This is a genomic window from Kluyvera sp. NPDC087067, from assembly GCF_044745165.1.
GTDB lineage: Bacteria > Pseudomonadota > Gammaproteobacteria > Enterobacterales > Enterobacteriaceae > Kluyvera.
On record NZ_JBIUZS010000003.1, the window covers coordinates 54,062 to 79,715 of the forward strand.

Here is a 25,654-nt window from a genome sequence, read left to right on the forward strand (position 1 = left end):
CCATGACAATAACTCCACAACAACTGATCGCGCTATTACCGCTGCTGATCGTCGGCTTGACGGTGGTGGTTGTGATGCTCTCCATTGCGTGGCGACGCAATCACTTCCTCAATGCCACGCTGTCGGTACTGGGGCTTAACGCTGCGCTGGTTTCGCTCTGGTTCGTCGGTCAGGCGGGCGCAATGGATGTGACGCCGCTGATGCGCGTTGACGCCTACGCCATGTTCTACACCGGGTTGGTGCTGCTGGCGAGCCTTGCCACCTGTACCTTTGCCTATCCGTGGCTTGAGGGCTACACCGACAACAAGGAAGAGTTCTACCTGCTGGTGCTGATTGCGGCCATGGGCGGCATTCTGCTGGCGAACGCCAACCATCTGGCGGCGCTGTTCCTTGGTATTGAACTGATTTCTCTGCCGCTGTTCGGGCTGGTGGGCTATGCCTTCCGTCAGAAACGCTCACTGGAAGCCAGTATCAAGTACACCATTTTGTCCGCCGCTGCCTCGTCGTTCCTGCTGTTCGGTATGGCGCTGCTGTACGCACAGTCCGGCAACCTGTCTTTCGTCGCGCTCGGTAAGAGTCTTGGCGATAACATGCTCCACGAACCGCTGCTGCTGGCGGGTCTGGGGATGATGATTGTTGGTCTGGGCTTCAAGCTTTCACTGGTGCCTTTCCACCTGTGGACGCCGGACGTTTACCAGGGTGCGCCTGCGCCGGTTTCAACCTTCCTGGCCACCGCCAGCAAGATTGCTATCTTTGGCGTGGTGATGCGTCTGTTCCTGTACGCCCCGGTGGGCGACAGCGAAGCGGTACGCGTGGTGCTGGGCCTTATTGCCTTCGCTTCCATCATCTTCGGTAACCTGATGGCGCTGAGCCAGACCAACATCAAGCGTCTGCTCGGTTACTCCTCAATCTCTCACCTCGGCTACCTGCTGGTGGCGCTGATTGCTCTGCACAGCGGTGAGATGTCGATGGAAACCGTCGGCGTGTATCTGGCCGGTTATCTGTTCAGCAGCCTCGGCGCATTTGGCGTAGTGAGCCTGATGTCCAGCCCATACCGTGGCCCGGATGCTGAATCGCTGTTCGCCTACCGTGGTCTGTTCTGGCACCGTCCGATTCTGGCGGCAGTGATGACCGTGATGATGCTGTCTCTGGCCGGTATTCCAATGACGCTCGGCTTTATCGGTAAGTTCTACGTGCTGGCCGTGGGTGTGCAAGCGCATCTGTGGTGGCTGGTAGGTGCCGTGGTTGTCGGTTCCGCGATTGGTTTGTACTACTACCTGCGCGTAGCCGTGAGCCTGTACCTGAGCGCGCCGGAAAAACCAAACCGCGATGCGCCATCGAACTGGCAGTACAGCGCGGGCGGGATTGTGGTGCTTATCTCCGCACTGCTGGTGCTGGTGCTGGGTATTTATCCGCAGCCGCTGATTAGTATTGTTCAGCTGGCGATGCCGCTGATGTAATCCAGCGTGATGATGTGAAAAACCGCCGATTTATCGGCGGTTTTTTTATGCGTGAAAACGTGTAGGGTATTCGCGTATGAATCTGAATGGAGCAACGAATGAGAACGCAAAAACGGTGCCTGGGGCACGTCGCCATCGTGGTCGACGACTACGACCGCGCGATTGAGTACTACACGGATAAACTAGGGTTCACGCTTGTTGAAGATACGCCACAGCCGGGCAAACGCTGGGTAGTGGTATCACCCAACCCGGAAAGCGACTGTAATCTGCTGCTGGCGCGCGCGTCCAACGAACGGCAGGAAGGTTTTATCGGCAACCAATGCGGTGGAAGAGTCTTTCTGTTCCTACAGACCGATGATTTCTGGCGCGATTACCATGCCATGAAGGCGAAAGGCGTGCATTTCTGTGAAGCGCCGCGTGAGGAGGAGTACGGTACGGTGGTGGTGTTTGAAGATCTGTATGGCAACCGCTGGGATCTTTATCAGAACGCGTAGCCCGCGTAACAACAGGCGATCATGGCGATCGCCTGCATGTTATGACGTTACTTCGCCGCCAGCTCGCGACGAATGATTTCCGCCCCCGCGCTCAGCGCGTTGAGCTTGCCCTGGGCCACGTGGCGCGGCAGAGGTGCCATGCCGCAGTTGGTTGACGGGTAGAGCTTATCGGCATCGACAAATTGCAGCGCTTTACGCAGCGTGTCGGCCACTTCCTCGGCGGTTTCAATGGTGTGGTTTGCCACATCAATCGCCCCCACCATCACTTTTTTACCGCGAATCAGTTCCAGTAAATCCATCGGTACGCGTGAGTTATGGCACTCCAGTGAGATGATATCAATCGACGACTGCTGGAGTTTAGGGAACGCTTCTTCATACTGGCGCCACTCTGAACCCAGGGTCTTTTTCCAGTCGGTATTCGCTTTAATGCCGTAGCCGTAGCAGATGTGCACTGCGGTTTCGCACTTCAGCCCTTCAACGGCTCTTTCTAATGCGGCAATGCCCCAGTCGTTCACTTCATCAAAGAACACGTTAAAAGCCGGTTCATCAAACTGGATAATATCCACGCCCGCCGCCTCTAATTCGCGAGCTTCCTGATTGAGAATTTTGGCAAATTCCCAGGCCAGTTTTTCACGGCTTTTATAGTGGTTATCGTAAAGCGTATCGATCATGGTCATCGGCCCCGGCAGTGCCCATTTGATAGGCTGGCTGGTGAGCTGGCGTAAGAATTTCGCATCTTCCACGAACACCGGTTTTTGGCGTTCAACGGCGCTGACCACCGTGGGCACGCTGGCGTCATAACGATTGCGAATTCTCACGGTCTCGCGCTTTTCAAAATCAACGCCGCTTAAGTGCTCGATAAACGTGGTGACAAAGTGCTGGCGCGTTTGCTCACCGTCGCTGACGATATCAATTCCGGCGTGAAGCTGTTCGGCTAAAGACAGACGCAGAGCATCCTGTTTGCCTTCAATTAACGCTTCGTTTTGCAACTTCCACGGAGACCACAGGGTTTCCGGTTGTGCAAGCCATGAAGGTTTCGGCAGGCTACCGGCAGTCGATGTTGGCAGTAATTTTTTCATAATAAATGACCTTATATTCTGTTTTAATCAAATAGCGTACTGAGCAGACCACTGTTCAAGGATTTGCTTATAGGGTTTGATAAAGTGCTCTTCCGTGAATTTGCCCTGTTCAATCGCTAATTGGCTACGCTCTTCCCGATCGTAAACAATCTTGGTTAATGAATGATCCTGGTGATTAAGGCTCGGCTGGAAATAGTATCCGGCCGCAGAGTTTGCATTATAAATTTCAGGTCGATAAATCTTCTGGAACGTTTCCATGGTGCTGATGGTCGCGATCAGTTCGAGATCCGTGTAATCACTCAGCAAATCACCAGCGAAGTAGAAGGCTAACGGCGCCACGCTGTTTTTAGGCATAAAGTAACGCACCTTTAAGCCCATTTTGCTGAAATATTTTTCCGTCAGCGAAGTACCGTGCTGCTGATATTCAATGCCTAATACAGGATGGCGATTACCGGTTTGTTCATAGTTGTTTTTGTTGGAAATACTCAGGCAGATCACCGGTGGTTTGTGAAAACTTGCCTGGAATTCCGCTGAGCGGATGAAATGCTTAAAGATATTGCCATGCAAATCGCCAAAATTCTCCGGGATGCTGAATTCAGGCAGGTTTTTATTGTGGTCTAACAATAAAACGCTAAAGTCATAATCCCGCACATAAGAGGAGAAGTTATTCCCCACAATCCCTTCGATGCGCTCATGGGTTTTCTTATCAATAATATTGGTTTGGAGTATTTCGATCGCCGGGAAAGCGTCAGCATTGTCCCCAATATTCATTTCCACGGAGATGATTTCCAGCTCAACAGAATAACGATCGCTCTTTGGGTTATCCCAATGTGCTAACGTATTAAAGCGGTTGTTAATCATCACCAGGGTATTGCGCAGGTTCTCCTGACGATCTTTGCCACGGGCTAAGTTCGCAAAATTAGTCGTAATACGGGTATTTTCAGAAGGGTTATAATTTTCATCGAAAATACTGCGTGAAATTTTAAATGTAAAATCTGTATTCATCGTAAACCTGCATCCCCGTGCCCGCATAAATGATTGTTACTTATTGATTCAAAATGAATTAATGCTCCGCAGCTCACGGTTTTTCATGTTGCCAACAAGTTAATATGATGTATTTATGCCAGAGCGGATCGATGAGTGAAAGCGACTTAATTTCATTCTACATGAGCCATTTTCATGATCGCTGTAGAAAAAGCCGAGTGTGGTGAATCACGTCCCGGGCGGGCACCCGGGAAGGAGGCAGGATTAAACAACGTGCGTGTTAATGCGTGAAGAATTATCAAGTTGTCTGAGAGCCGGTACCAGGCAGACGCCAGCCGTCGCGATGATGACGGCCACTGCGGCGACCTGCAACACATGGTGGCTGCCGTACTGTGCGGCAAGCGGCCCGGCGACAAGTTCGCCAAAGGGAATGGCGATAAATGAGCCTACCGCATCATAGGCGTAAACCCGCGCCAGTTTTTCCGGCGGAATATGGGTTTGCAACGAATGCGCCCAGGAGACGCCGAAGAGGCCAAAAGCGACGCCAGCCATAAAAAAGGCGGCCATAAGCCACGGCGCTGACGCCGGCAGGCTTAGCAGGAAAATGGGTACCGCGCAGAGGGCTACCAGCATCGCGCCGATAAAAAGATCGCGACGTGGCCGCCAGCGCAGCGCCAGGGTGGAACCGACAATAAGACCCACGCTCTGTGCAGCAATAATTATCCCCCAGCTGGCTCGCCCAAAAGAGGCATCCGCAATCACCGGGCCCAGTACCATCACCAGACCGCTGAATGCGGCATTAATAATGGTAAATTGAACAACAATCGACCATACCCAGGCGCGACTGGCGAATTCATGCCAGCCCTCTTTAAGGTCGTGCAGGATATGGCTTGACGATGAATTCGCCTGGATGGCGGCAATACGAATAAAGAAATATAACGGCGCGGCGGCGGCAAAGCCCAGCGCATCAATCGCCAGCCCCCAGCCGGGCCCGACCGCGCTAATTAAAATACCCCCAAGCGAAGCGCCAATCACCGTGCCGCTATAAATACCCAGCTGGATTAACGCGTTTGCGCCGCGCAAATTCTGTGCCGGAACCGTCTGCGGTACCAGCGCCGACGAGGCGGGTAGGGCAACACCCGCTGCGGCACCGTTAACGGCACCCAGCAACGCCAGGCTTAGTACCGTCGCTGAGCCGTCAAGCACCGACGCGGCAACGATAGCCTGCGAAAGAGCGGCAATCAGGGATGAGGTGACCAGAACGCGGCTACGCGAATAACGATCCGCAAGCACTCCGCCGAGTAGCAGAAATATCACGTTAAACACCGAACGGGATGCCACGACAATCCCTAAATCAGAGACTGACCCGCCAATATCCAGTACCGCAAAGGCGAGCGCAATGGGGGCGATGCCATTGCCTAATACCGTCAGCAGGCGCGCAAAAAAGAGATGGCGAAAAGGGCCAAAATGGAAAGGGTGACGTTTTTTATTATTGCTCTTCATGGTGATTAGGTATCTGGATTCAGGCCTGTACTTTATCACGGGCCGATGTTTTCACCATCGCTATCATCTACCATCCAGCGCTTTTCAGGGTGCAGCGAGCCGGTTTATGTTGCTGGCGATTGACGGCGTGACTTTAAACCGACGTGCCGGGTTCTGAAACTTCTTGCCGCATATTGGTAAATCCTCAAAACACTTCTATAGTCGAACACAGTTTCTACGTAACAGGATTTATCAATGCGCTTTAACGGACTGACTAAAGGTTTCTTTGTATTAGTACTTGCTCTCGTCACCTGGGCATTTTTTGATGTGCTATCTCCTTATTTCTCCGCCATTTTATGGGCCGCGATATTAACCGTGGTGTTTAACCCGGTAAAAAATAAACTGCGCACCGCGCTTGGCGATCGCAATGGGCTGGCGTCTTTGCTGACTATCGGCATTATCTGCCTGATTGTGTTTATTCCGTTGATGGCGATGCTATCGTCACTCGCGCTTGAACTCAGCATGCTGGATAGCAAGCTGCAGCAAAGCACCTCGAAATTCCCGGAGGTGGTGTCGAGTATTTTTTCTCACCTTCCTCGCTGGGCGAAAGGTTTCCTGATTGAGCACAATCTGGACAGCGCGACGCAAATTCAGAAAAAACTCTCGGAATTCGCCTTACAGGGTGGGCAGTATCTCGCTGGCAGCGCATTCCTTATCGGTAAAGGCACATTTGGGTTTGCCATCAGCTTTGGCATTATGCTGTATCTGCTGTTTTTCCTGCTCAAAGATGGGCCATATCTGGTACGCCAGATTCTGGACTCATTGCCGCTTTCTGATTTTGTAAAACAGCATCTGTTTTCCAAGTTTGTCGGCGTGACCCGGGCTACGGTAAAAGGGACGGCGGTGGTGGCCGCGGTGCAGGGGACGCTCGGCGGCATTGCTTTTGCGATAGTTGGCATCGACGGCAGCATTTTGTGGGGCGTGTTGATGGCCTTCCTCTCTTTGGTTCCCGCCGTGGGCTCAGCCATTATCTGGGTACCGGCGGCGATTTACCTCTTTGCGACTCACCAATTGTGGCAGGGGCTGTTTATCGTGGGTTTCTTCGTGGTGGTTATCGGCCTCGTGGACAATATCCTGCGCCCGCTGCTGGTGGGGAAAGATACCAAAATGCCTGACTACCTGATTCTGATTACTACCCTTGGCGGGATGGAGATTTACGGCATTAACGGTTTTGTTATCGGCCCGCTTATTGCTGCGCTTTTCCTGGCCTGTTGGAACCTGTTCTCCGGGCGGGATCATGCGGGTAACGCTGAATCGCTGGACGAAGAATTTATTGAAGAGGGTAAAAACCCGCCAGAATTGTAATGTAAAGACGACAACTTAAGGCGACCTCGGTCGCCTTTTTTTTCACCTAAAATCAGGCGTTTTCTATAATTCAATCAGGCCTCACTATTTTCGTCGTAAAAGGAAACATCCGGTGCGAATTGCCACGATCACAAACTGGGCCTATAGCGCGACGGTCTGTCTCACCCTGGCTTCAGGTATCGTCATGCTGATGGCGTCAAACGCAGACAATACCGAGCGGCGGGCGGTAGAACAGCGGCAGATTTTTGACCAGCTCACAGACGCGGTGGACGAGGATGCCTGGGCGCTGTCCGATTTGGCACGCCTGTACGTTATTGGTAAAGACCCGGAAGTTCTCAACGCCTATCGACAACATGAATCGGGGCTCAAAACAATCGACAGGCGAATGGCGGTGCTAAAAGATGCGGGGGCGAGCGGGGAAGAGCTTGCGTTATTGCGCTCGGGGCTTGAAGTCGTCGACGCCTTACAAGACGAGCAGCAAACCGCGCTTAACGATATCGCCAATGGCGAAGAGAAACAGGCCGTTTCACTGCTGTACGGCAAAATTTATGAACAGCAATTGGATCTGGCGCAGGATCGCATCGACCACTTTCATCAGATGCTGGATAACCGTGCCCGCAACGCCATTGCGGATGCGACGAAGATGTCGCGCACGCTGCGTACCTTGTCCGAGGTGATGGTGGGGTTGACGGCGCTGCTGTTTTTATTCGTTCTCGGCTTTATTTTAAAACGTCGCGTATTGCGCCCGGTCGTGCGTCTGAGCGACGTGGTTCATCGTCTGGCCTCGCAGGATTATGCGGTGGAAACGCCCAACTTTAACCAGATTGATGAAATTGGCGATATGGCGCAGGCGATCCGCATTTTCCGCGAAAATGGCCTGGTGCGGCAGCAGCTTGAGAGAGAGCGTGATGCCGACTGGGCAATACGCGAGTTGCTTGCGCGCATGACCCAACGCTTGCAGGGCTGTGAAAATTTAGCCGATGTGGTCAACGTTGCAGAGCTTTTCGCGCCGAATATTGCCCCGGGTATTGCCGGACGGCTGTATATTCTTGACCGCGATCCCTGGCAGATGCGCTGCGTGGCCCAATGGCTTGCTCCAAAGGGCAGCGCGGAGCCATTTCATCCAGATGAATGCTGGGCGGTACGCCGTGGGCAAAGTCATCCGCCGGTTCACGGTGAGCCGGATATTGCGTGCTACCACCTTCCTGAGCTGTCTCATGACGAGACCTTATGCGTGCCGTTAATCGCCCAGGGTGAGGCTATCGGCCTGCTCTCATTCCAGAATCTGAATCATGAAACAGCACCTTCCCGCGCCTATCTGGAGCTGATGGCTGAAGCGCTCGGGCTGGCGCTCGCCAATCAGCGGCTACGTGAAGCCCTGCTGGAGAAAGCCCTTTACGACCCGCTGACTGGCTTACGTAATCGTCATCATCTGGACGATACGTTGAGCAACCAGCTAAGTCAGGCGATGCGCAACAAAGAGCCGCTCAGTTGCCTGATGATTGATATCGATCACTTTAAAACCATTAACGACACTTATGGCCACGAGGCGGGTGATGGGGTGATTAAAAGCGTCGCCGCTATCATTCAGCGGGTGGTCAATAAAAGCGGGATGGCCTTCCGCTACGGCGGTGAGGAGTTTTTAGTGTTGCTCAACGGCATGGATGACGCGGCCGCAAATCGTATCGCTACCGATATCTTTAACGGCGTGCGAGAAATGACGCTGCGCTTTGGGGTATCCGATATTGGCCATGTGGATGTGTCTATCGGTATTGCGAGCTACCCGGAGCATATTCAGAGCGATAACCTGCTGCGTGCTGCAGACGTGGCGCTGTACCGCGCCAAAGAGCTGGGGCGTTCGCGCATAGTGAGTTTCGGCATGCTGGAACAGCCCCTTTTATGAGGGGCTGTGGGTGATATGGGCGCTCGGCAGCAGCATTTCCATTAAATCCCGGGCCACCTCAACCTCGCTCATCCCGCTTTGCACTTTTTCCCGCAGTCGCGTGGCATCGTTAATGCCTTGCTTAACGTAGGCGGACAGATAGCTCAGCACCTTTCTATCCTCGATATTGGCGCCATTTTCAAGCGTATCGAACATATGCTGGATATGCGCGCTTAAGGGAATGCGTACCCGCTTCGTGATGTCGATATACTGCGCTTCAAAACCGTATCGTTGGGCTTGAAAAGCATTGGTTTGGGTCACCGCGTTGCGCGCCTGGGCACCAGACACCCGGTTTTTCAGTAAATATTTCACCAATAGCTGTGCATAGCCCCCTAACATGGCGGCATGGAAGAGGGTCAGGGGAGTATCACAGACGCGAATCTCTATCGTCCCAAGTTCAGGTTTTGGCCTCACTTCCCAATAAATATCCTTTTGCGAATGAATCACCTCAAGCTCCGTACACTCTTCTACGTAACCTATAAATTTCTCCCAGTTATCGATATCACGCTCAATCAGGCCAAAGGTATGGAAAGAGTTCAGGGCGCTAAAACGGGAGCTGGCAAAACCGGTATCTTCAGACTGGTAGTAAGGTGACGATGCGCTTAGCGCGATAAAATGCGGCAGATAGGGAATGAGGGCATGGCAAAGATAGATGGCCTCATCGCCTGAGCCCACGCCGACATGAATATGTTGACCGAAAACGCAGGACAATTTGGCTAAAAAACCTTGCTGCTGGTGAAGTTCGGCATAACGTTTGGTGGGCGTTATCGTCTGATTTTTCCAGATATTGCTAAAATGTCGCCCCCCTCCGCACAGCCCACACTGTTTCTCTTTGGCGATCGTCGCGACCTTTCGGGCGAGCGCATTGATTTCTTCGTACAGGGGAAACGGACTATCGTGCACCGAAGAGTTCAGCTCAATGGTGGACAGCGTTAACTCTTTTTTAATATGGGGATCATCGTTACACAGCGAAATAATTTCCAGGCTTTTATCGGAAAGATGCCCGTCGGCGAGATTAATCAGTTGTAGCTCAAGTTCAATACCCAGACTGCGGGTGGCTGATGATCTAAAGGGGATATCGTTCATGGGTTAACCTTGTTGTAATATACCCGTCATACTTCAAGTTGCAGGTGCGTTGGCTACGCTCCCTCACCCCAGTCACTTACGAGAGTAAGCTCCTGGGGATTACTGAGGGACATCCCTGTCCCTCACCAGAGGCCAGCCTTTGGCTGATCAAATTCGTTCCTGACGAATTTGTCGCTCCCTTGCCGCCTTCCTGCAACTCGAATTATTTTGGGTATAGAACCTGAGAACAATTTATCGACGAAATAATTATCTAACGCAGATAAACCAGCTGAGTCCTGAAACCACCGGGGGGATAATTTTTATTTGCCCATAGTCCTGCGCTGAAGATATTAACGAGGAATAATAAAGCTAAATATTATGATGGTGAGATTAACCGTGAGTAAATATAGATAACCCTATAATTATAGCTGTAAATCAGGTATTCACAAGTTTTAATGATTTAAAATAAAATGCATAACAAACAATGGCTTGTATGAGATTACAGGCCGCGCTATTTTTCTTTTTTTTTGATAAAGGTATATTCCTAAAGAAAAAATATATTGGCAGTTGACTGGCTACATTAAACATTCCCGACTAGGATTTAATGTTCGTTATTAATTTGTTTTTTTAAACTGGCGCTGAGGCAATGTCATGAAAAAGAAAAATACCCCACTGAATGATGCAAAGGCAAGCCGCTCATTAGTAAAAGAAAATACCGTTATCCACGACGATCCTCTACACCTGACAAACACCGCTCCTGCCGATAATTCTCATATTCCTGATAGTGCTCCCACACCTCCTGGAAAGCAGCCAACTGCTCCCGGTAGTTTAAAAGACGGCAGCAAGAGCAATGAAAAAATCCAGCAGCTTGAAGCCCACCGAAAATACGATGACAAGCGTTCTTTGACCACCAATCAGGGCACGAAAATCGCCGACGATCAGAACTCGTTAAAGGTCGGCAGCCGAGGACCGACGCTGCTCGAAGATTTTATTATGCGGGAGAAAATCACCCATTTTGATCATGAACGAATTCCTGAGCGTATCGTTCATGCTCGCGGCTCGGCCGCCCATGGTTATTTTGAGCTTTATAAAAGTCTTGCCGACGTGACCAAGGCAGATTTTCTGCAACACACCGGCGTACAGACGCCCGTCTTTGTCCGTTTCTCCACGGTACAGGGTTCAAGAGGGTCGGCGGATACCGTGCGTGACATCCGTGGCTGGGCCACAAAATTCTATACCCAGCAGGGTGTATTCGATTTAGTGGGTAACAACACCCCCATCTTTTTCATTCAGGATGCGATTAAATTCCCGGATTTTGTTCATGCGGTAAAACCGGAACCACACAATGAAATCCCTCAGGGGGCGAGCGCCCATGATAGTTTCTGGGACTACGTCTCCTTGCAGCCTGAAACGCTGCACAATGTGATATGGGCAATGTCCGACCGCGGGATTCCGCGCAGCTACCGGACGATGGAAGGTTTCGGTATTCATACCTTCCGCCTGATTAACGCCGAGGGCAAAAGCACCTTTGTTCGCTTCCACTGGAAGCCGGTTGCGGGGAAAGCATCCTTACTGTGGGACGAGGCGCAAAAGCTGGCGGGTAAAGACGCTGACTTCCACCGTCGCGATCTCTGGGAAGCTATTGAAGCCGGAGATTATCCAGAGTATGAGCTGGGTTTACAGCTCATTCCAGAAGAGGACGAATTCAAATTCGACTTCGATATTCTCGACCCTACCAAGCTTATCCCGGAAGAATTAGTCCCGGTGCAGCTTGTCGGTAAAATGGTGCTAAACCGCAACCCCGATAATTTCTTTGCGGAAACGGAACAGGTTGCGTTCCACCCCGGACACATTGTTCCCGGGATTGATTTTTCCAATGACCCGTTATTGCAGGGGCGACTGTTCTCCTATACCGACACCCAGATTAGCCGCCTTGGCGGGCCTAATTTCCATGAAATTCCGATTAACCGCCCGGTCTGCCCTTATCACAATCTCCAGCGTGACGGCATGCATCGTATGGAAATTAATACTAATCCGGCAAACTACAGCCCAAATTCCATCAACAATAACTGGCCGCGAGAAACGCAGTCCTCGCAGGAAAACGACGGTTTCTCCAGCTATCCTGAACGTGTAGAGGCCAGCAAAGTTCGCGAGCGTAGCCCTTCCTTCCTCGAATACTATTCGCAACCGCGGCTTTTCTGGTCAAGCCAGACGCCGGTGGAACAACAGCACATTATCGATGCCTTCTCCTTCGAATTAGGAAAAGTAGCGCGTGCCTACATTCGTGAGCGCGTTGTCGATCACCTGACGCGCATTGATACGACGCTGGCACAAAAAGTGGCGGAAGAGCTTGGCATTACCCTGACTGATGAGCAGCGTAACGTCAGCCCACCTAAACCCGTCAACGGGCTTGAGCGTGATTTGTCGTTAAGTCTGTATGCGCAGCCGGGCGGCAGTATTAAAGGGCGTATCGTCGCGCTGCTGCTGGCGGATAACGTGGATGCCACCGATGTGTTAACCACCCTCCAGGCGCTGAAAAAGAAAGGCGTACATCCAAAACTGCTGGCTCAGAAGCTGGGCAATATTACCGCCAGCGATGGCTCAACCCTGGCGATTGATGCCACCTTTGCGGGAACGCCGTCTATCACCCTCGATGCGGTGATTGTGCCGGCCGGCGTCGGCCCTGCGCTATTGAAAAGCGGGGAGGCAAAACATTATCTGCTGGAAGCCTATCGGCATTTAAAAGTCATTGGCCTTAGCGGCGACTCCCGCGAGCTAAAAGCCCTATGGCAGGCGGAAGATGCTGAGGAAGGCGTTATCCTTGATAAAGCCATCTCAAATGCCACGATGAATAAATTCTTTACCGCGCTGAGTGCGCACAGAGTCTGGAGCCGTAGCGACAAAGCCGCCTCGATACCAGCCTAACCTCAAAGGTGCTGCCGTCTTAGACGTAGCACCTTAATTCACCCCTGCAAAATCTGGAGGAATCATGGCATCGAGCTCACAACCCGCTCAGCAGCAATCGCGCCAGCCTGGATTGGAAAAAGACATGGTTCCACCGCCGCTCTATGACGACCCCTCATACCGCGCCTGCGACAAACTTGCCGGAAAAGTCGCGCTGGTCACCGGTGGCGATAGCGGTATCGGCCGCGCGGTGGTCATCGCTTACGCTAAAGAAGGGGCGAAAGTAGCGATTGTGTATTTAGATGAGGATCAGGACGCTCGTGAAACGCAACGTAGTGCCGCCCATTACGGCGCAGAGGTGCTGTTATTGCGCGGCGACTTACGTGACCGGCAATTTATTAAAGATGCCGTGGGGAAAACCGTTGAGACATTTGGCAAGCTGGATATTCTGGTCAATAATGCCGGGGAGCAACACCCACAGGATGAACCAGAACACATAACCGAAGAACAGCTTGAAAAAACATTTCAGACCAATTTTTTCAGCATGGTGATGCTCTCTCTGGAAGCCTTAAAATATCTGCCTGCGGAAGGCGCGATTATTAATACCACTTCTGTGACCGCCTATCATGGTAATCCGACATTAATCGATTATTCGTCAACGAAAGGCGCGATTGTCTCCTTTACCCGTTCCTTAGCATTGAAACTCAGCGAGCGTAATATTCGTGTCAATGCGGTGGCTCCCGGCCCTATCTGGACGCCGTTAATTCCCTCTACGTTCAGCGCAAAGGAAGTGAAAAAATTTGGTGAAAACACGCCGATGAAACGTCCAGGGCAACCCAGTGAGCTTGCTCCGGCCTACGTTTATCTAGGCTGTAATGACTCTTCCTATATGACCGGGCAAACCTTGCATATTAACGGTGGTGTTATAGTGAATGGTTAATCTTAACATGGCGACCGATAAAAATATTTATCGGTCGCCACGCTGAAAGGCGCCCGCGATTTGACGGTAGATTACCAATACATCGCTAAATAAAATACTCCGATAACAATAATGATCCCCGCAATAATATAGGCCTGATACGGGCGAGGGGGCTTTTTGCCACTTTTTGACGACGGATCCTGATTGTTATTTCGTTCAGTCATAATCAAATACCTCATATTGTGAGTAAAGAATCGGCTGATGTATTAATCATAATAGATTTCTCACAATTCGAGGAAATAAATACGGCGGGGAAGCAAAAAACCTCCATCGATGTAGCAAAAAAGAGCGGGGGCGGGCGCGGGTTGTGAGTTTTGGTATGCTGGAAAGCGGCAAGGGAGCGACAAATTCGTCAGGAACGAATTTGATCAGCCAAAGGCTGGCCTCTGGTGAGGGAGCGTAGCCAACGCACCTGCAACGTGAAGTATGACGGGTATATTTGGTTTTATTATTGAGAAAATCAACGGACATATAGCCATCCGGGTGTGTAAGTGGTTAAAATAAAAAATATAATCGTTGCTAAAACAATTTCGCTATGTCTTAATGACGTCATCGGTTTGAAATTCAGACCTTATGAAAGCAGTTTTAGTAAAGCAGTCCTCAGTTCAAGCGTTATCCATCGATACCCTTATTCATGAGTCCTCTTCTAAGTGCCAAATAAGCCACTCGAAATACAGGCCATCATCGTCACCTTGAGTGACTCATTAATTAAGGAATTATCTATGTCTAATAAAATGACTGGTTTAGTAAAATGGTTTAACGCAGATAAAGGTTTTGGTTTCATTACTCCTGACGACGGCAGCAAAGATGTATTCGTACATTTCTCTGCAATCCAGAGTGACAACTTCAAAACGCTTGATGAAGGTCAGAAAGTCTCCTTCACCATTGAAAACGGCGCTAAAGGCCCAGCAGCGGGTAACGTTTCTCCGCTGTAAGTCGCGCCCATTATCAGTGATGTTTACAAAAGCGATGATGGCTTTAGCCTGAGCAGATAAGTGTTACTGATAATAAAATTAACCCGCCATGTGCGGGTTTTTTTATTACATTTATCTCAGTTTACGGTGAATAAAAGTGAGCAATAACCTAATTAAACGTGTATGGTGACATTCCCTTAAATCAGGAGATGCCTATGTCAGAACGTAAAAACGCACAAACCCGCCGCAATTACTTAGTTAAATGCCCATGTCCTAACTGTTCAAAAGATTCTGAACATAGCTTTAGCCGCGTCCAAAAAGGGGCTCAACTTGTCTGCCCTTATTGCAGTTCTTTATTCAAATCAACACAGCGATCCTAACAATCTCGCATTTGCCAGATGATCAGGGTAATTTTCGAAAACCAACTCATTTGGCAATAAATTTCGACTGATGCAAATTCATCTCAGTCACGCACATGATGATTTGAACGACAGCTTTATGGCTTACGCTCGGGAAAATTAATATTTCCCGTGATAACACGTCAGCTATAAACGCAAAATCCGCCGGTAGGTATCCATCGACGGAATTTTTAAACGCATTTTTGCCTCGCGTGGTGAAATTTTGCAGTCGTTTATCGCACCGCGTGCAGCGTACTTTCCCCTCTACCGCTGGCTTTATTGAGCACCTGCTCAATCACCGAGGCCAGCTCGTTAATCTCAAATTTCGCCACATAGCCGTCGGCATTCACCTTGCGGATATGATCCTCGTTCGCATTGCCCGACAGCGACGAGTGGATCACCACCGGAATATTTTTCAGACGGGGATCGGTCTTGATCTTGCGGGTGAGGGTGAAGCCGTCCATCTCTGGCATCTCAAGGTCGGTTAACACTAGCGCGATTTTATCGCTTACCGGAACGCCCTCTTTTGCCGCTTCTTGTGCCAGCAGCTCAATCTTTTCCCAGGCCTCTTTACCGGTGACGTGCAGTAGGGCAGGGATATTCATCGCCTTCAGCCCTTTTTCGAGCATGGCGCGCGCGACTTTAGAATCTTCTGCCACAATCGCCGTCGCCCCAGGTTTAATATTGAACTGGCGCGGACTCAGTTCCTTGGCGTGCAGATCGTGGTTGGCGGGGGTGATGTCATACAGAATTTGCTCAACGTCGATAACCATCGCCAGATTGTTACTCTCCTGATGATCGTCAAGGCAGGCAATGCTGGTAATGTACTTGCCGTTTACCGCTTTCTCGGCGGTATGGATTTGCGTCCAATCGAGGCGAGTGATGTTTTCTACCGACTCCACGGCAAACGCCTGAACGCTGCGCGCGTACTCGGTGATCAGCAGAATATTAAGCCCGTTGGTCGGTTTACAACCGGCGACGGCGGCGAGATCGATAACCGGGATAATCTGGTCGCGAATGTTCACCATCCCCATCAGCGGCGGCTTAATACCGGCCGGACGGGTGAAGCTCGGCATCGGCACAATTTCCCGCAGCTTAAAGACGTTAATGCCGTACAGCTCAGAAGCCTCGCTCTGTGACGCTGCGCCCAGCCGGAACAGCAGCAGTTCGAAACGGTTGGACAGCGTCAGGTTAGCCCTGTCGTCAATCTCTTTCTGGAAGTTATCCATGGTGCCCTCAGCGTGATAAAGCGAAATCGCATTAGCTGAGTTATCGGCACCAAAGGGCAAAACGTTATGGCAGCGTGAAGGTAGAAAAATCCTCAGCCAGTTCGCACGCCGGGAATACGCTCTGGCATTCGGCCAGCAGCCGACGACAGCCCTCGGCGTCGTAGCGCGAGCTGACGTGGGTGATAATCAACCGCTTCACGTTAGCCGCCAGCGCCAGCTGCGCGGTTTGCTCGCTCGAAGAGTGACCCCGGCTGTTGGCTTTCTCCGCCATCACTGCCTCAAGCGTCGCCTCATGGACCATCAGGTCGACATCCCGCGCCAGCTCAAGCGCCGCTTCGCAAGGCGCGGTATCGCCAAAAATGGCTATTTTTTTGCCGGGCGTGGCCGGAGCGAGAAAATCGGCGCCGTTCACCGTGCGACCATCGGCAAGCGTAATGGTCTCACCGGCCTTAAGGCGCTGGAACAGAGGGCCGAACGGCACGCCCGCCGCAATTAACCGTTTGGCATCCAGCGCGCCCGGCTTGTCATGTTCTTCGACGCGAAAACCGTAACACTCTACCGGGTGTTCTAAGGGATAAGCGCTAACCTGACGCAGGCCGTCATCGAGAATTTTACCCGCGCTGATGTCGACAATCTCCAGCGGGAAGTCTGTCCAGGAGCCGCTCAGGCGCAGGCTGGTCTCCACATACTCTTTAATCCCCTTTGGCCCATAGATTGTCAGCGGTTGCATATTGCCCGCCATTGACCGGCTACAGATAAGCCCCGGCAGGCCGAACAGATGGTCGCCATGCAGATGGCTAATGAAAATGCGCTCGATTTTTCCCGGATGAAACGCGGTGCGCAGCAGCTGGTGCTGCGTCCCTTCGCCGCAGTCGAAAAGCCACAGCCCCGGCTGCGTTGGGTGTTGCAGTTGCAACAACATTGCTGTTACGTTGCGGGTTCGGGTTGGCACGCCCGCGGATGTGCCTAAAAACGTCAATTGCATAGTGCCGCGCCCTCTGGCGGTAAAAAAGGTCTAAGGAGCCTACCATGATTCGCTGGCAAGATTTGCACCATTCTGAACTCACCGTCCCGGCGCTGTACGCACTGCTGAAATTACGCAGCGAAGTTTTTGTGGTCGAGCAGGCCTGCATTTATCTGGATATCGACGGTGACGATCTGATTGGCGAAAACCGCCATCTTCTTGGCTGGAAAGGTGACGAGCTTGTGGCCTACGCCCGTATTCTGGTCAGCGAGGCGGCGTTTGAACCGGTGACGATTGGCCGGGTGATTGTCAGCCCTGCGGTACGCGGCGAACGTCTGGGTTATCAGCTAATGGAACGGGCGCTCGATAGCTGCCAGCAGCGCTGGCCCGACCGCGCTATCTATCTTGGCGCCCAGGCGCATCTTCGCGACTTCTATGCCCATTTCGGTTTTATCACCGTGACCGACGTTTACGATGAAGACGGCATCCCGCACATCGGCATGGCGCGTGAGATTCAGCCCTCTTAAGCCACAATCCTGTCTATAGTAAAAGGCAAAGCGCATTGTTTTTCAGTGCGATATTGCCTTACGGTCCTTTCGCTCCCTAATCGTGGGTACTGCTTTTTACCCTTAGTACCCCGTATACTATGTGGCTTTTATGATAGGGAGGTTCGCGTGCAGTCCATTTTAACGGCATTGCAAAGCCTGTCGGAGCATCTGGCCGACGATTTTCCCGCGTTGCCCGGCACGCGAATCATTGAAGTCTCCTTCCCCTTAAACGACGCTTTTGATCCGTTGGCCTGGCTTAGCGGGCAGACGATATGGCCGCAGTTTTACTGGCAGCAGCGCAACGGCCACGAGGAGATCGCCGCGCTTGGCGCAGTCGTGACTTTTTCATCGCTGGCGCAGGCCAACGACTTCCTGGCGACGCAGGAACGTGACGATATACGTATCTGCGGTGTGAATGCTTTTGAACCTCAGCAGGGCGTGCTGTTCTTACCGCGCCTGGCGTGGCGGCGCGAAGCGGGGCGAGCGGTTTTGCGCCTCAATTTGTGGAGCGACAGCTCGCTGCACGTTGATGCCGAGCGCGCGCGCGAATGCCTGGCAGAACTTTCAGTGCATCATGCCGCTACGGAATTGACGCTACGCCAGAATCGAGAAGTTCATCGCCCGGACAAACCGGGCTGGTGCCACTCTATTGCTAAGGCGACGCAGGCGATTCGCGACGGTGAATTTACTAAAGTGGTGCTGGCGCGGGCGACGGATCTCACCTTCAGCGCCGCGCCCGATGCCGGTGCGCTGATGGCCGCCAGTCGCCGGGTGAATTTCTCTTGCTATCATTTCTTTATGGCCTTTGACGCGAAGCGAACGTTCCTGGGCTCTTCACCGGAGCGCTTATGGCGTCGACGCGGCACCACGCTTGATACTGAAGCGCTGGCGGGAACCGTGGCTGCGCATGATGATGACCTGAAGGCGAAGCAGTTGGGCGATTGGCTGATGCGCGATGATAAAAATCAGCGTGAAAACAGCCTGGTGGTGGAAGATATTCGCCATCGTCTACAGGGCATCGTGCAGACGATGGATGTTTTACCCGCTGAAATTGTTCGACTGCGCAAAGTGCAGCATTTACGTCGCCGCATTCAGGCCGAGCTGGACCTGCCGGATGACACCCGCTGCTTGCTGCAATTGCAGCCGACCGCTGCGGTGGCCGGTTTGCCTCGCGCGTCGGCGCTGGCGTTTATCAACCGCGTTGAACCGTTTAACCGCGAGTGGTATGCCGGGTCAGCCGGATACCTTTCCCGGCGACAGAGCGAATTTTGCGTCACGCTGCGTTCCGCGCAGGTAGAAGGCCACACCCTGCGGCTGTATGCGGGCGCAGGGATTGTTGAAGGCTCAGACCCCGAACAAGAATGGCAGGAAATCGAAAACAAAGCGGCGGGGCTGCGTTCATTACTGTTCTCTGAATAGAACATTATCGATTCATATCAAAATTCTACTATGTCGTAGTATTTATACTGAGTCGCAATACTTGATACCGGACAATTTCATGTCAGTAAGCGCATTTAACCGACGCTGGGCGGCGGTGATCCTTGAAGCATTAACCCGTCATGGCGTGCGGCACATCTGCATTGCGCCGGGGTCACGTTCGACCCCGCTCACCCTGGCGGCGGCGGAAAATCGCACCTTTATTCACCACACGCATTTTGACGAGCGTGGGCTTGGACATCTGGCGCTAGGGCTGGCAAAAGCCAGCCAGCAGCCGGTGGCGGTGATTGTGACGTCCGGTACTGCCGTCGCAAACCTTTATCCTGCGCTGATTGAAGCGGGCCTGACCGGTGAGAAAATTATTCTCCTGACCGCCGACCGCCCGCCTGAGCTGATTGACTGCGGCGCGAATCAGGCGATTCGTCAGCCGGGCATGTTCGCCTCGCATCCTTCTCATACCGTTTCCTTACCGCGTCCAAGCCAGGATATTCCCGCGCGTTGGCTGGTATCGGTGGTTGATGACGCGCTCGGTTCGCTCCACGCGGGCGGTGTTCACATCAACTGCCCATTTGCCGAACCGCTTTATGGCGACATGGACGAAACCGGCCTCGGCTGGCAGCAGGCGCTAGGCAACTGGTGGCAGAGCGACAAACCCTGGCTGCGCGAATCGCTGCATCAGGAAAGCGCCGCGCAGCGCGATTGGTTCTTCTGGCGGCAGAAGCGCGGGGTGATTGTCGCCGGGCGGATGAGCGCGGAAGAGGGCAAGCTGGTTGCCGAATGGGCGAAAACGCTCGGCTGGCCGCTGATTGGCGACGTGCTGTCGCAAACCGGGCAGCCGCTGCCGTGCGCGGATCTGTGGCTTGCCAACCCGGCGGCGACCGCTGAGCTTGAGCAGGCGCAGATCGTGGTGCAGCTCGGCAGCAGCTTAACCGGCAAACGGGTACTGCAATGGCAGTTGGCCTGCGAGCCTGACGAATACTGGCTAGTCGATAATCTCACAGGTCGCCTTGACCCGGCGCATCATCGCGGGCGTCGTCTGGTCTGCGACATTGACCGTTGGCTGGAACAGCATCCGGCTGAAAAGCGCACCCCGTGGGCAACCGCGATCCCGGCCCTTTCCGAGCAGGCCTGGCAGCGGGTGGCTTCGCAAAGCGAACACTTTGGCGAGGCGCAGCTTGCGCACCGCATTCGCCGCTATTTGCCGGAACAAGGTCAGCTTTTTGTCGGTAACAGCCTGGTGGTGCGCTTAATTGATGCCCTGGGGCAGCTTCCGGCCGGCTATCCGGTGTACAGCAATCGCGGGGCCAGCGGTATTGACGGGTTGATTTCAACGGCGGCAGGGGTACAGCGCGGCCGCGCCCGGCCGACGCTGGCTATCGTTGGCGACCTCTCCGCGCTGTATGACCTTAATGCGCTGGCGCTGCTGCGTCAGGTTTCTGCCCCGCTGGTGCTTATCGTGGTCAACAACAACGGCGGGCAGATTTTCTCCCTGCTGCCAACGCCGGTGGAAGAGCGCGAACGCTTCTATGCGATGCCGCAAAATGTTCACTTTGAACACGCGGCGAAAATGTTTGGTCTGCATTATCAGCAACCGCAGGACTGGCAAGCGCTGGAGTCTGCGCTGGACGCCGCCTGGCGCACGCCTGCCACGACGGTTATCGAGCTGGTGGTCAACGACACCGACGGCGCGCAAACGCTGCAACATTTGCTGGCGCAGGTCAGCCAGCTATGATCCTGCATGCCGTCGCCGAACGGGGTGACCCAAAGCAGCCGTGGCTCATTTTTCTGCACGGTTTTTCCGGCGACCATCGTGAATGGCAGCCGGTCGGCGAACGGTTCCCGCAGGCTAACCGGCTGTATGTCGATCTGCCGGGCCACGGCGGCTCGGCTGACGTGCGGGTGGCTAATTTCGCCGCCATGGCCGAGATTCTTAAGGCCACGCTTCTTAGTTACAACATACTTAATTACTGGCTGGTGGGGTACTCGCTGGGCGGGCGGATTGCCATGCACTACGCTTGCTGCTCGCGGGCAGAAGGCCTGGCAGGGGTGATTGTCGAAGGCGGTCACCCGGGGCTGACGCATGCCGAAGAGCGTGATCAGCGGCTGCGTAACGACCAGCAATGGGCGCAGCGCTTTGCCGAACAACCGCTAGCTGAGGTGTTCCACGCCTGGTATCAACAGCCGGTATTTGCCAGCCTGACGGCGGCCCAGCGTGATGCGCTGGTATCGCTTCGCCAGCACAACGACGGTCGTGCGCTGGCAGCAATGCTGCTGGCAACCTCGCTGGCAGTACAGGACGATTTGCGTTCTTCGCTGCGCCAGCGAACTTTCTCTTTCCACTATCTCTGCGGCGAGCGCGACCTCAAGTTTCGGGCTATCGCCGAGGAACTCTCGCTGACTTGCTGCATTATTCGTGATGCCGGGCACAACGCGCACCGGGAAAACCCGGCGGGCGTTGCCGACTGCCTGGCGCAGATTCTGCCTCTCTGACAATAGGACACGTTATGATTTATCCTGATGAAGCTATGCTGTACGCCCCTGCCGAGTGGCACGATTGTTCGGAAGGTTTTACCGATATCCTTTATGAAAAATCGGCTGATGGTATCGCCAAAATTACCATTAACCGTCCGCAGGTGCGCAACGCGTTCCGTCCGCTGACGGTCAAAGAGATGATCCAGGCCATGAGCGATGCGCGCTATGACGACAATGTCGGCGTGATCATCTTAACCGGTGCTGGCGACAAAGCATTCTGCGCTGGTGGCGATCAGAAAGTCCGCGGTGACTACGGCGGATACCAGGACGACAGCGGCGTTCATCACCTGAACGTGCTGGACTTCCAGCGCCAGATCCGCACTTGTCCAAAACCGGTTGTTGCAATGGTGGCAGGCTTCTCCATCGGCGGCGGCCACGTGCTGCACATGATGTGCGACCTGACCATCGCGGCAGATAACGCCATCTTTGGTCAGACCGGCCCGAAAGTGGGCTCATTTGACGGCGGCTGGGGCGCATCTTATATGGCGCGCATCGTCGGTCAGAAAAAAGCGCGTGAAATCTGGTTCCTGTGCCGTCAGTACGATGCGAAAGCCGCGCTGGATATGGGCCTCGTTAACACCGTGGTTCCGCTGGCCGATCTTGAAAAAGAGACCGTACGCTGGTGTCGTGAAATGCTGCAAAACAGCCCAATGGCCCTGCGTTGCCTGAAAGCGGCGCTGAACGCTGACTGTGATGGTCAGGCGGGTCTGCAGGAGCTTGCGGGTAACGCCACCATGCTGTTCTACATGACCGAAGAAGGTCAGGAAGGGCGCAACGCGTTTAACCAGAAGCGTCAGCCTGACTTCAGCAAATTCAAACGGAATCCATAATGCGCAGCGCGCAGGTTTACCGCTGGCAGATCCCGATGGACGCGGGTGTGGTTCTGCGTGAACGGCGGCTGAAAACCCGCGACGGGTTATTCGTCTACCTGCGTGACGGCGAACGTGACGGGTGGGGAGAAATCTCCCCCCTGCCGGGATTCAGCCAGGAAACGCTGGACGATGCACAATCGGCGCTGCTCGCCTGGGCGACGGCCTGGCGGCAGGGTGAAGATTTACCCTTGCCCGAGATTCCCTCTGTGGCCTTCGGGGTAAGCTGTGCGCTGGCGGAGCTGAACGATACGCTGCCGCTGGCGGCTGACTATCGCGCGGCACCTTTGTGTACCGGCGACCCGGATGAACTGGTGGTTAAGCTGGCTGAAATGTCCGGCGAGAAAGTGGCTAAGGTCAAGGTCGGGCTGTATGAAGCGGTACGCGACGGCATGGTGGTCAACCTGCTGCTGGAAGCGATCCCTGATTTGACCTTACGTCTGGACGCCAACCGCGCCTGGACACCGCTGAAAGCCCAGCAGTTCGCCAGATACGTCAACCCGGACTACCGCTCGCGCATCGCTTTTCTTGAAGAACCGTGCAAAACCCGCGACGACTCGCGCGCTTTCGCGCGTGAAACCGGCATTGCCATCGCCTGGGATGAAAGCCTGCGCGAAGCCGATTTCCGTTTTGAAGCCGAGCCCGGACTGCGTGCGGTGGTGATTAAGCCGACGTTAACCGGCAGCCTGGCGCGGGTTCAGGAGCAGGTGTCTGCCGCGCATGCGCTTGGGCTGACGGCGGTAATTAGTTCCTCGCTGGAGTCGAGTCTCGGCCTAACCCAACTGGCGCGCGTTGCCGCCTGGCTGACGCCGCAAACGCTCCCCGGCCTGGATACGCTGAACTTGATGCAGACGCAGCTTATTCGCTGCTGGCCTGAGAGCGTGCTGCCGTGCGGGGCGATTGAGGATATGGAGCCGCTGCTGTGATGTTCGCGACTTGGCCCTGGCGGCACTGGTGTTCACAGCGTGCCGACGCCCCGGCATTACGTCTGGATGACGAAACGCTAAGCTGGTCAACGCTCTGCCAGCGTATCGACCAGCTTGCCGCCGGTTTTCAGGCGCAGGGCGTTAACGTGGGTGACGGCGTGGCGCTTTGCGCGCGCAATCAACCGGATGCGGTGCTGGCCTGGCTTGCGCTGCTCCAGTGCGGCGCGCGTATTTTACCGCTTAATCCGCGTTTGCCAGCCTCGTTGGTTGGCGAACTGCTGCCGGGGCTCACCTTACGGTACCTGCTGAACCTCGAAAGCGATGCGCATTACGGCCTTGCGCCGCTGCGCTGCTTCGCCACTTCCGGCTATATCGACGTTGACTGGCAGGCGCCGCGTTTTGCCTCCATGACTCTCACCTCTGGTTCAACCGGGTTGCCGAAAGCCGCAGTACATTCCTGTCAGGCGCATCTGGCAAGCGCTGAAGGCGTACTGAGCCTGATGCCTTTTGCTCAAAACGACTGCTGGTTGCTGTCGTTACCGCTGTTTCATGTCTCCGGGCAGGGCATTTTCTGGCGCTGGCTGCTGGCGGGGGGGCAGATGGCGATAAGCGAAAAGCCGCTCTCGCAGGCGTTAACCGGCTGCTCCCATGCGTCACTGGTGCCGACACAGCTGTGGCGTTTGCTCAACGATAATCAGCCGTTAACGCTAAAATCGGTGCTGCTTGGCGGCGCGGCCATTCCGGCGGCGCTGACCGAACAGGCGGCGCACCAGGGTATTCACACCTTCTGCGGCTACGGTCTTACCGAGTTTGCATCCACCGTTTGCGCGCGCGAAGCGAACGGCGGCGATGATGTTGGTACGCCGCTGCCGGGGCGCGAGCTGCGTCTGGTCGACGGTGAAATCTGGCTGCGGGCAACCAGTATGGCGGCGGGTTACTGGCGTAATGGCGAGCTAATGCCACTGGTGAATGAGGAAGGTTGGTTTGCGACCCGCGATCGCGGAGAGATACATAACGGCAATCTGCGGGTTATTGGTCGTCTCGACAATCTCTTTTTCAGCGGCGGTGAAGGCATTCAGCCGGAGGAAGTGGAGCGGGTGATTGCCCGGCATCCGGCGGTAACACAGGTCTTTATCGTGCCGGTGGATGATATTGAGTTCGGTCAGCGCCCGGTGGCGGTTGTTGATATCGAGTCGCCGCTGAGTTTTTCTGAACTGGCCGCGTGGGCGAAAGATAAACTGGCCGGCTTCCAGCAGCCTTGCCGCTGGTTATTACTGCCTGAAGAAATGAAAGGGACGGGGATTAAGGTTTCTCGCCATCAGCTTGCGTTGTGGGTTAAAGCCCAGTCGGCGGTATGAATGATTTCTCTTCTGAATCCCATAAATATTAATTATCATTCTTGTGAATGAATTGGTCTCAATTCGTTACAATCCGAAGGATTATTAGCCGTTTAGCACATTGAATCCGCTGTATATCGCAGTACAATTCAGCGGATTATTTAGGGTATTTTTTGCATTTGCGTGAAAGGATTAAAATGAAGAAGAGCGTGTTATTTGGCCTCGCGGGGTTAATGTTTGTCTCGGCGTCAGCGAGTGCAATCAGTTTTAACGGTCAGGCGGGTAAAGAGTATACCAACCTCGGCTTTGGCATGGGCACCGAAACGTCGGGCCTCGCGTTAAGCGGTAACTGGACGCACAACGACGACGATGGCGACGTCGCGGGTCTGGGCCTCGGGCTGAATATTCCGCTTGGCCCATTCCTGGCAACCGTTGGCGGCAAAGGCATTTATACCGATCCTAAGGACGGCGATTCCGGCTATGCGGCAGCCGTTGGCGGCGGCCTGCAGTGGAAAATTGGTGATAGCCTGCGCCTGTTCGGCGAGTACTATTACTCTCCAGACTCACTTTCCAGCGGCATTGACAGCTACACCGAAGCGAACGCTGGGGCGCGTTACACCCTGATGCGTCCTATCAGCATTGAAGCGGGCTATCGTTATCTGAACCTTGCGGGTAAAGACGGTAACCGTGACAACGCGGTGGCTGACGGCCCGTATGTTGGCGTGAGTGCGGCGTTCTAATCATTG

At 53.8% G+C, this 25,654-nt stretch carries 22 protein-coding genes; 16 read left to right on the forward strand and 6 right to left on the reverse strand.

The genetic code is table 11. The features are described from left to right. The first annotated feature begins 2 nt into the window (after positions 1–2). Together nuoN and ACIPDS_RS09095 are read left to right on the forward strand one after the other, a co-directional pair. The gene (gene nuoN, locus ACIPDS_RS09090) at positions 3–1,460 is read left to right on the forward strand and encodes an NADH-quinone oxidoreductase subunit NuoN (protein WP_166516139.1); all 1,458 of its coding nucleotides are present in this window, start codon (positions 3–5) and stop codon (positions 1,458–1,460) included. Positions 1,461–1,558: 98 nt separating this feature from the next. Next, positions 1,559–1,954, forward strand: a complete 396-nt coding sequence (locus ACIPDS_RS09095; protein ID WP_166516140.1) for a VOC family protein — start codon at positions 1,559–1,561, stop codon at positions 1,952–1,954. 47 nt (positions 1,955–2,001) lie between these two features. Here the strand turns inward: ACIPDS_RS09095 and ACIPDS_RS09100 are convergent, their stop codons facing one another. The 3 genes from ACIPDS_RS09100 to ACIPDS_RS09110 all read right to left on the reverse strand — a co-directional run bounded on the left by ACIPDS_RS09100 (position 2,002) and on the right by ACIPDS_RS09110 (position 5,520). Next, a complete protein-coding gene (locus ACIPDS_RS09100; protein ID WP_400734813.1) occupies positions 2,002–3,033 on the reverse strand; it encodes a methionine synthase in 1,032 nt (343 codons plus the stop codon). Positions 3,034–3,060: 27 nt separating this feature from the next. Beyond that, positions 3,061–4,038 (reverse strand): DUF1852 domain-containing protein, encoded by a 978-nt coding sequence (locus ACIPDS_RS09105; RefSeq protein ID WP_400735568.1) that lies wholly within the window; start codon positions 4,036–4,038, stop codon positions 3,061–3,063. A gap of 243 nt (positions 4,039–4,281) precedes the next feature. Next, on the reverse strand, positions 4,282–5,520 hold the full coding sequence (locus ACIPDS_RS09110; protein WP_400734815.1) for an MFS transporter: 1,239 nt from the start codon (positions 5,518–5,520) through the stop codon (positions 4,282–4,284). 234 nt (positions 5,521–5,754) lie between these two features. On the opposite strand from ACIPDS_RS09110, the gene ACIPDS_RS09115 reads away from it, so the two are divergent. Next, complete coding sequence (locus tag ACIPDS_RS09115; RefSeq protein WP_166516144.1) at positions 5,755–6,864, forward strand: AI-2E family transporter; 1,110 nt, start codon at positions 5,755–5,757, stop codon at positions 6,862–6,864. A 112-nt stretch (positions 6,865–6,976) separates the two neighbouring features. Continuing rightward, a complete protein-coding gene (locus tag ACIPDS_RS09120; protein WP_400734817.1) occupies positions 6,977–8,767 on the forward strand; it encodes a diguanylate cyclase in 1,791 nt (596 codons plus the stop codon). Here the strand turns inward: ACIPDS_RS09120 and ACIPDS_RS09125 are convergent. Next, a complete protein-coding gene (locus ACIPDS_RS09125; protein ID WP_400734819.1) occupies positions 8,762–9,892 on the reverse strand; it encodes a YbdK family carboxylate-amine ligase in 1,131 nt (376 codons plus the stop codon). The genes ACIPDS_RS09120 and ACIPDS_RS09125 overlap by 6 nt on opposite strands. A 630-nt stretch (positions 9,893–10,522) precedes the next feature. Between ACIPDS_RS09125 and katE the strand changes: the two genes are divergently transcribed. From katE to ACIPDS_RS09145, 4 genes are all read left to right on the forward strand, one after another. After that, positions 10,523–12,796, forward strand: a complete 2,274-nt coding sequence (katE, locus tag ACIPDS_RS09130; RefSeq protein ID WP_400734821.1) for a catalase HPII — start codon at positions 10,523–10,525, stop codon at positions 12,794–12,796. 64 nt (positions 12,797–12,860) lie between these two features. Further along, positions 12,861–13,715 carry an SDR family oxidoreductase gene (locus tag ACIPDS_RS09135; protein ID WP_400734823.1) on the forward strand — a complete coding sequence of 285 codons (855 nt, stop codon included), beginning with the start codon at positions 12,861–12,863 and terminating at the stop codon, positions 13,713–13,715. Between the two features lie 761 nt (positions 13,716–14,476). After that, positions 14,477–14,689: an RNA chaperone/antiterminator CspA gene (gene cspA, locus ACIPDS_RS09140; RefSeq protein WP_022647355.1), complete on the forward strand. Its 213-nt coding sequence runs from the start codon at positions 14,477–14,479 to the stop codon at positions 14,687–14,689. A 194-nt stretch (positions 14,690–14,883) separates the two neighbouring features. Then, positions 14,884–15,048: a YnfU family zinc-binding protein gene (locus ACIPDS_RS09145; protein ID WP_400734825.1), complete on the forward strand. Its 165-nt coding sequence runs from the start codon at positions 14,884–14,886 to the stop codon at positions 15,046–15,048. Between the two features lie 251 nt (positions 15,049–15,299). Here the strand turns inward: ACIPDS_RS09145 and ACIPDS_RS09150 are convergent, their stop codons facing one another. Further along, positions 15,300–16,295 carry a chemotaxis protein gene (locus ACIPDS_RS09150; RefSeq protein ID WP_400734827.1) on the reverse strand — a complete coding sequence of 332 codons (996 nt, stop codon included), beginning with the start codon at positions 16,293–16,295 and terminating at the stop codon, positions 15,300–15,302. A 64-nt stretch (positions 16,296–16,359) separates the two neighbouring features. After that, positions 16,360–17,280 carry a ribonuclease BN gene (rbn, locus tag ACIPDS_RS09155; RefSeq protein WP_400734829.1) on the reverse strand — a complete coding sequence of 307 codons (921 nt, stop codon included), beginning with the start codon at positions 17,278–17,280 and terminating at the stop codon, positions 16,360–16,362. Between the two features lie 44 nt (positions 17,281–17,324). Between rbn and ACIPDS_RS09160 the strand changes: the two genes are divergently transcribed. The 8 genes from ACIPDS_RS09160 to ACIPDS_RS09195 all read left to right on the forward strand — a co-directional run bounded on the left by ACIPDS_RS09160 (position 17,325) and on the right by ACIPDS_RS09195 (position 25,648). After that, positions 17,325–17,786: a GNAT family N-acetyltransferase gene (locus ACIPDS_RS09160; RefSeq protein WP_400734831.1), complete on the forward strand. Its 462-nt coding sequence runs from the start codon at positions 17,325–17,327 to the stop codon at positions 17,784–17,786. Between the two features lie 147 nt (positions 17,787–17,933). Next, positions 17,934–19,226 (forward strand): isochorismate synthase MenF, encoded by a 1,293-nt coding sequence (gene menF, locus ACIPDS_RS09165; RefSeq protein ID WP_400734833.1) that lies wholly within the window; start codon positions 17,934–17,936, stop codon positions 19,224–19,226. A 79-nt stretch (positions 19,227–19,305) separates the two neighbouring features. Continuing rightward, positions 19,306–20,976 carry a 2-succinyl-5-enolpyruvyl-6-hydroxy-3-cyclohexene-1-carboxylic-acid synthase gene (menD, locus tag ACIPDS_RS09170; protein ID WP_400734835.1) on the forward strand — a complete coding sequence of 557 codons (1,671 nt, stop codon included), beginning with the start codon at positions 19,306–19,308 and terminating at the stop codon, positions 20,974–20,976. Then, the gene (gene menH / locus ACIPDS_RS09175; RefSeq protein ID WP_400734837.1) at positions 20,973–21,734 is read left to right on the forward strand and encodes a 2-succinyl-6-hydroxy-2,4-cyclohexadiene-1-carboxylate synthase; all 762 of its coding nucleotides are present in this window, start codon (positions 20,973–20,975) and stop codon (positions 21,732–21,734) included. The genes menD and menH overlap by 4 nt, the downstream gene beginning before the upstream one ends. 14 nt (positions 21,735–21,748) lie before the next feature. Beyond that, positions 21,749–22,606 (forward strand): 1,4-dihydroxy-2-naphthoyl-CoA synthase, encoded by an 858-nt coding sequence (gene menB / locus ACIPDS_RS09180; protein ID WP_166516155.1) that lies wholly within the window; start codon positions 21,749–21,751, stop codon positions 22,604–22,606. Then, a complete protein-coding gene (menC, locus tag ACIPDS_RS09185) occupies positions 22,606–23,571 on the forward strand; it encodes an o-succinylbenzoate synthase (protein WP_400734840.1) in 966 nt (321 codons plus the stop codon). The genes menB and menC overlap by 1 nt, the downstream gene beginning before the upstream one ends. Further along, complete coding sequence (menE, locus tag ACIPDS_RS09190) at positions 23,568–24,929, forward strand: o-succinylbenzoate--CoA ligase (protein WP_400734842.1); 1,362 nt, start codon at positions 23,568–23,570, stop codon at positions 24,927–24,929. The genes menC and menE overlap by 4 nt, the downstream gene beginning before the upstream one ends. A 176-nt stretch (positions 24,930–25,105) precedes the next feature. Next, the gene (locus tag ACIPDS_RS09195) at positions 25,106–25,648 is read left to right on the forward strand and encodes a YfaZ family outer membrane protein (protein WP_166516158.1); all 543 of its coding nucleotides are present in this window, start codon (positions 25,106–25,108) and stop codon (positions 25,646–25,648) included. Positions 25,649–25,654: the final 6 nt, after the last annotated feature.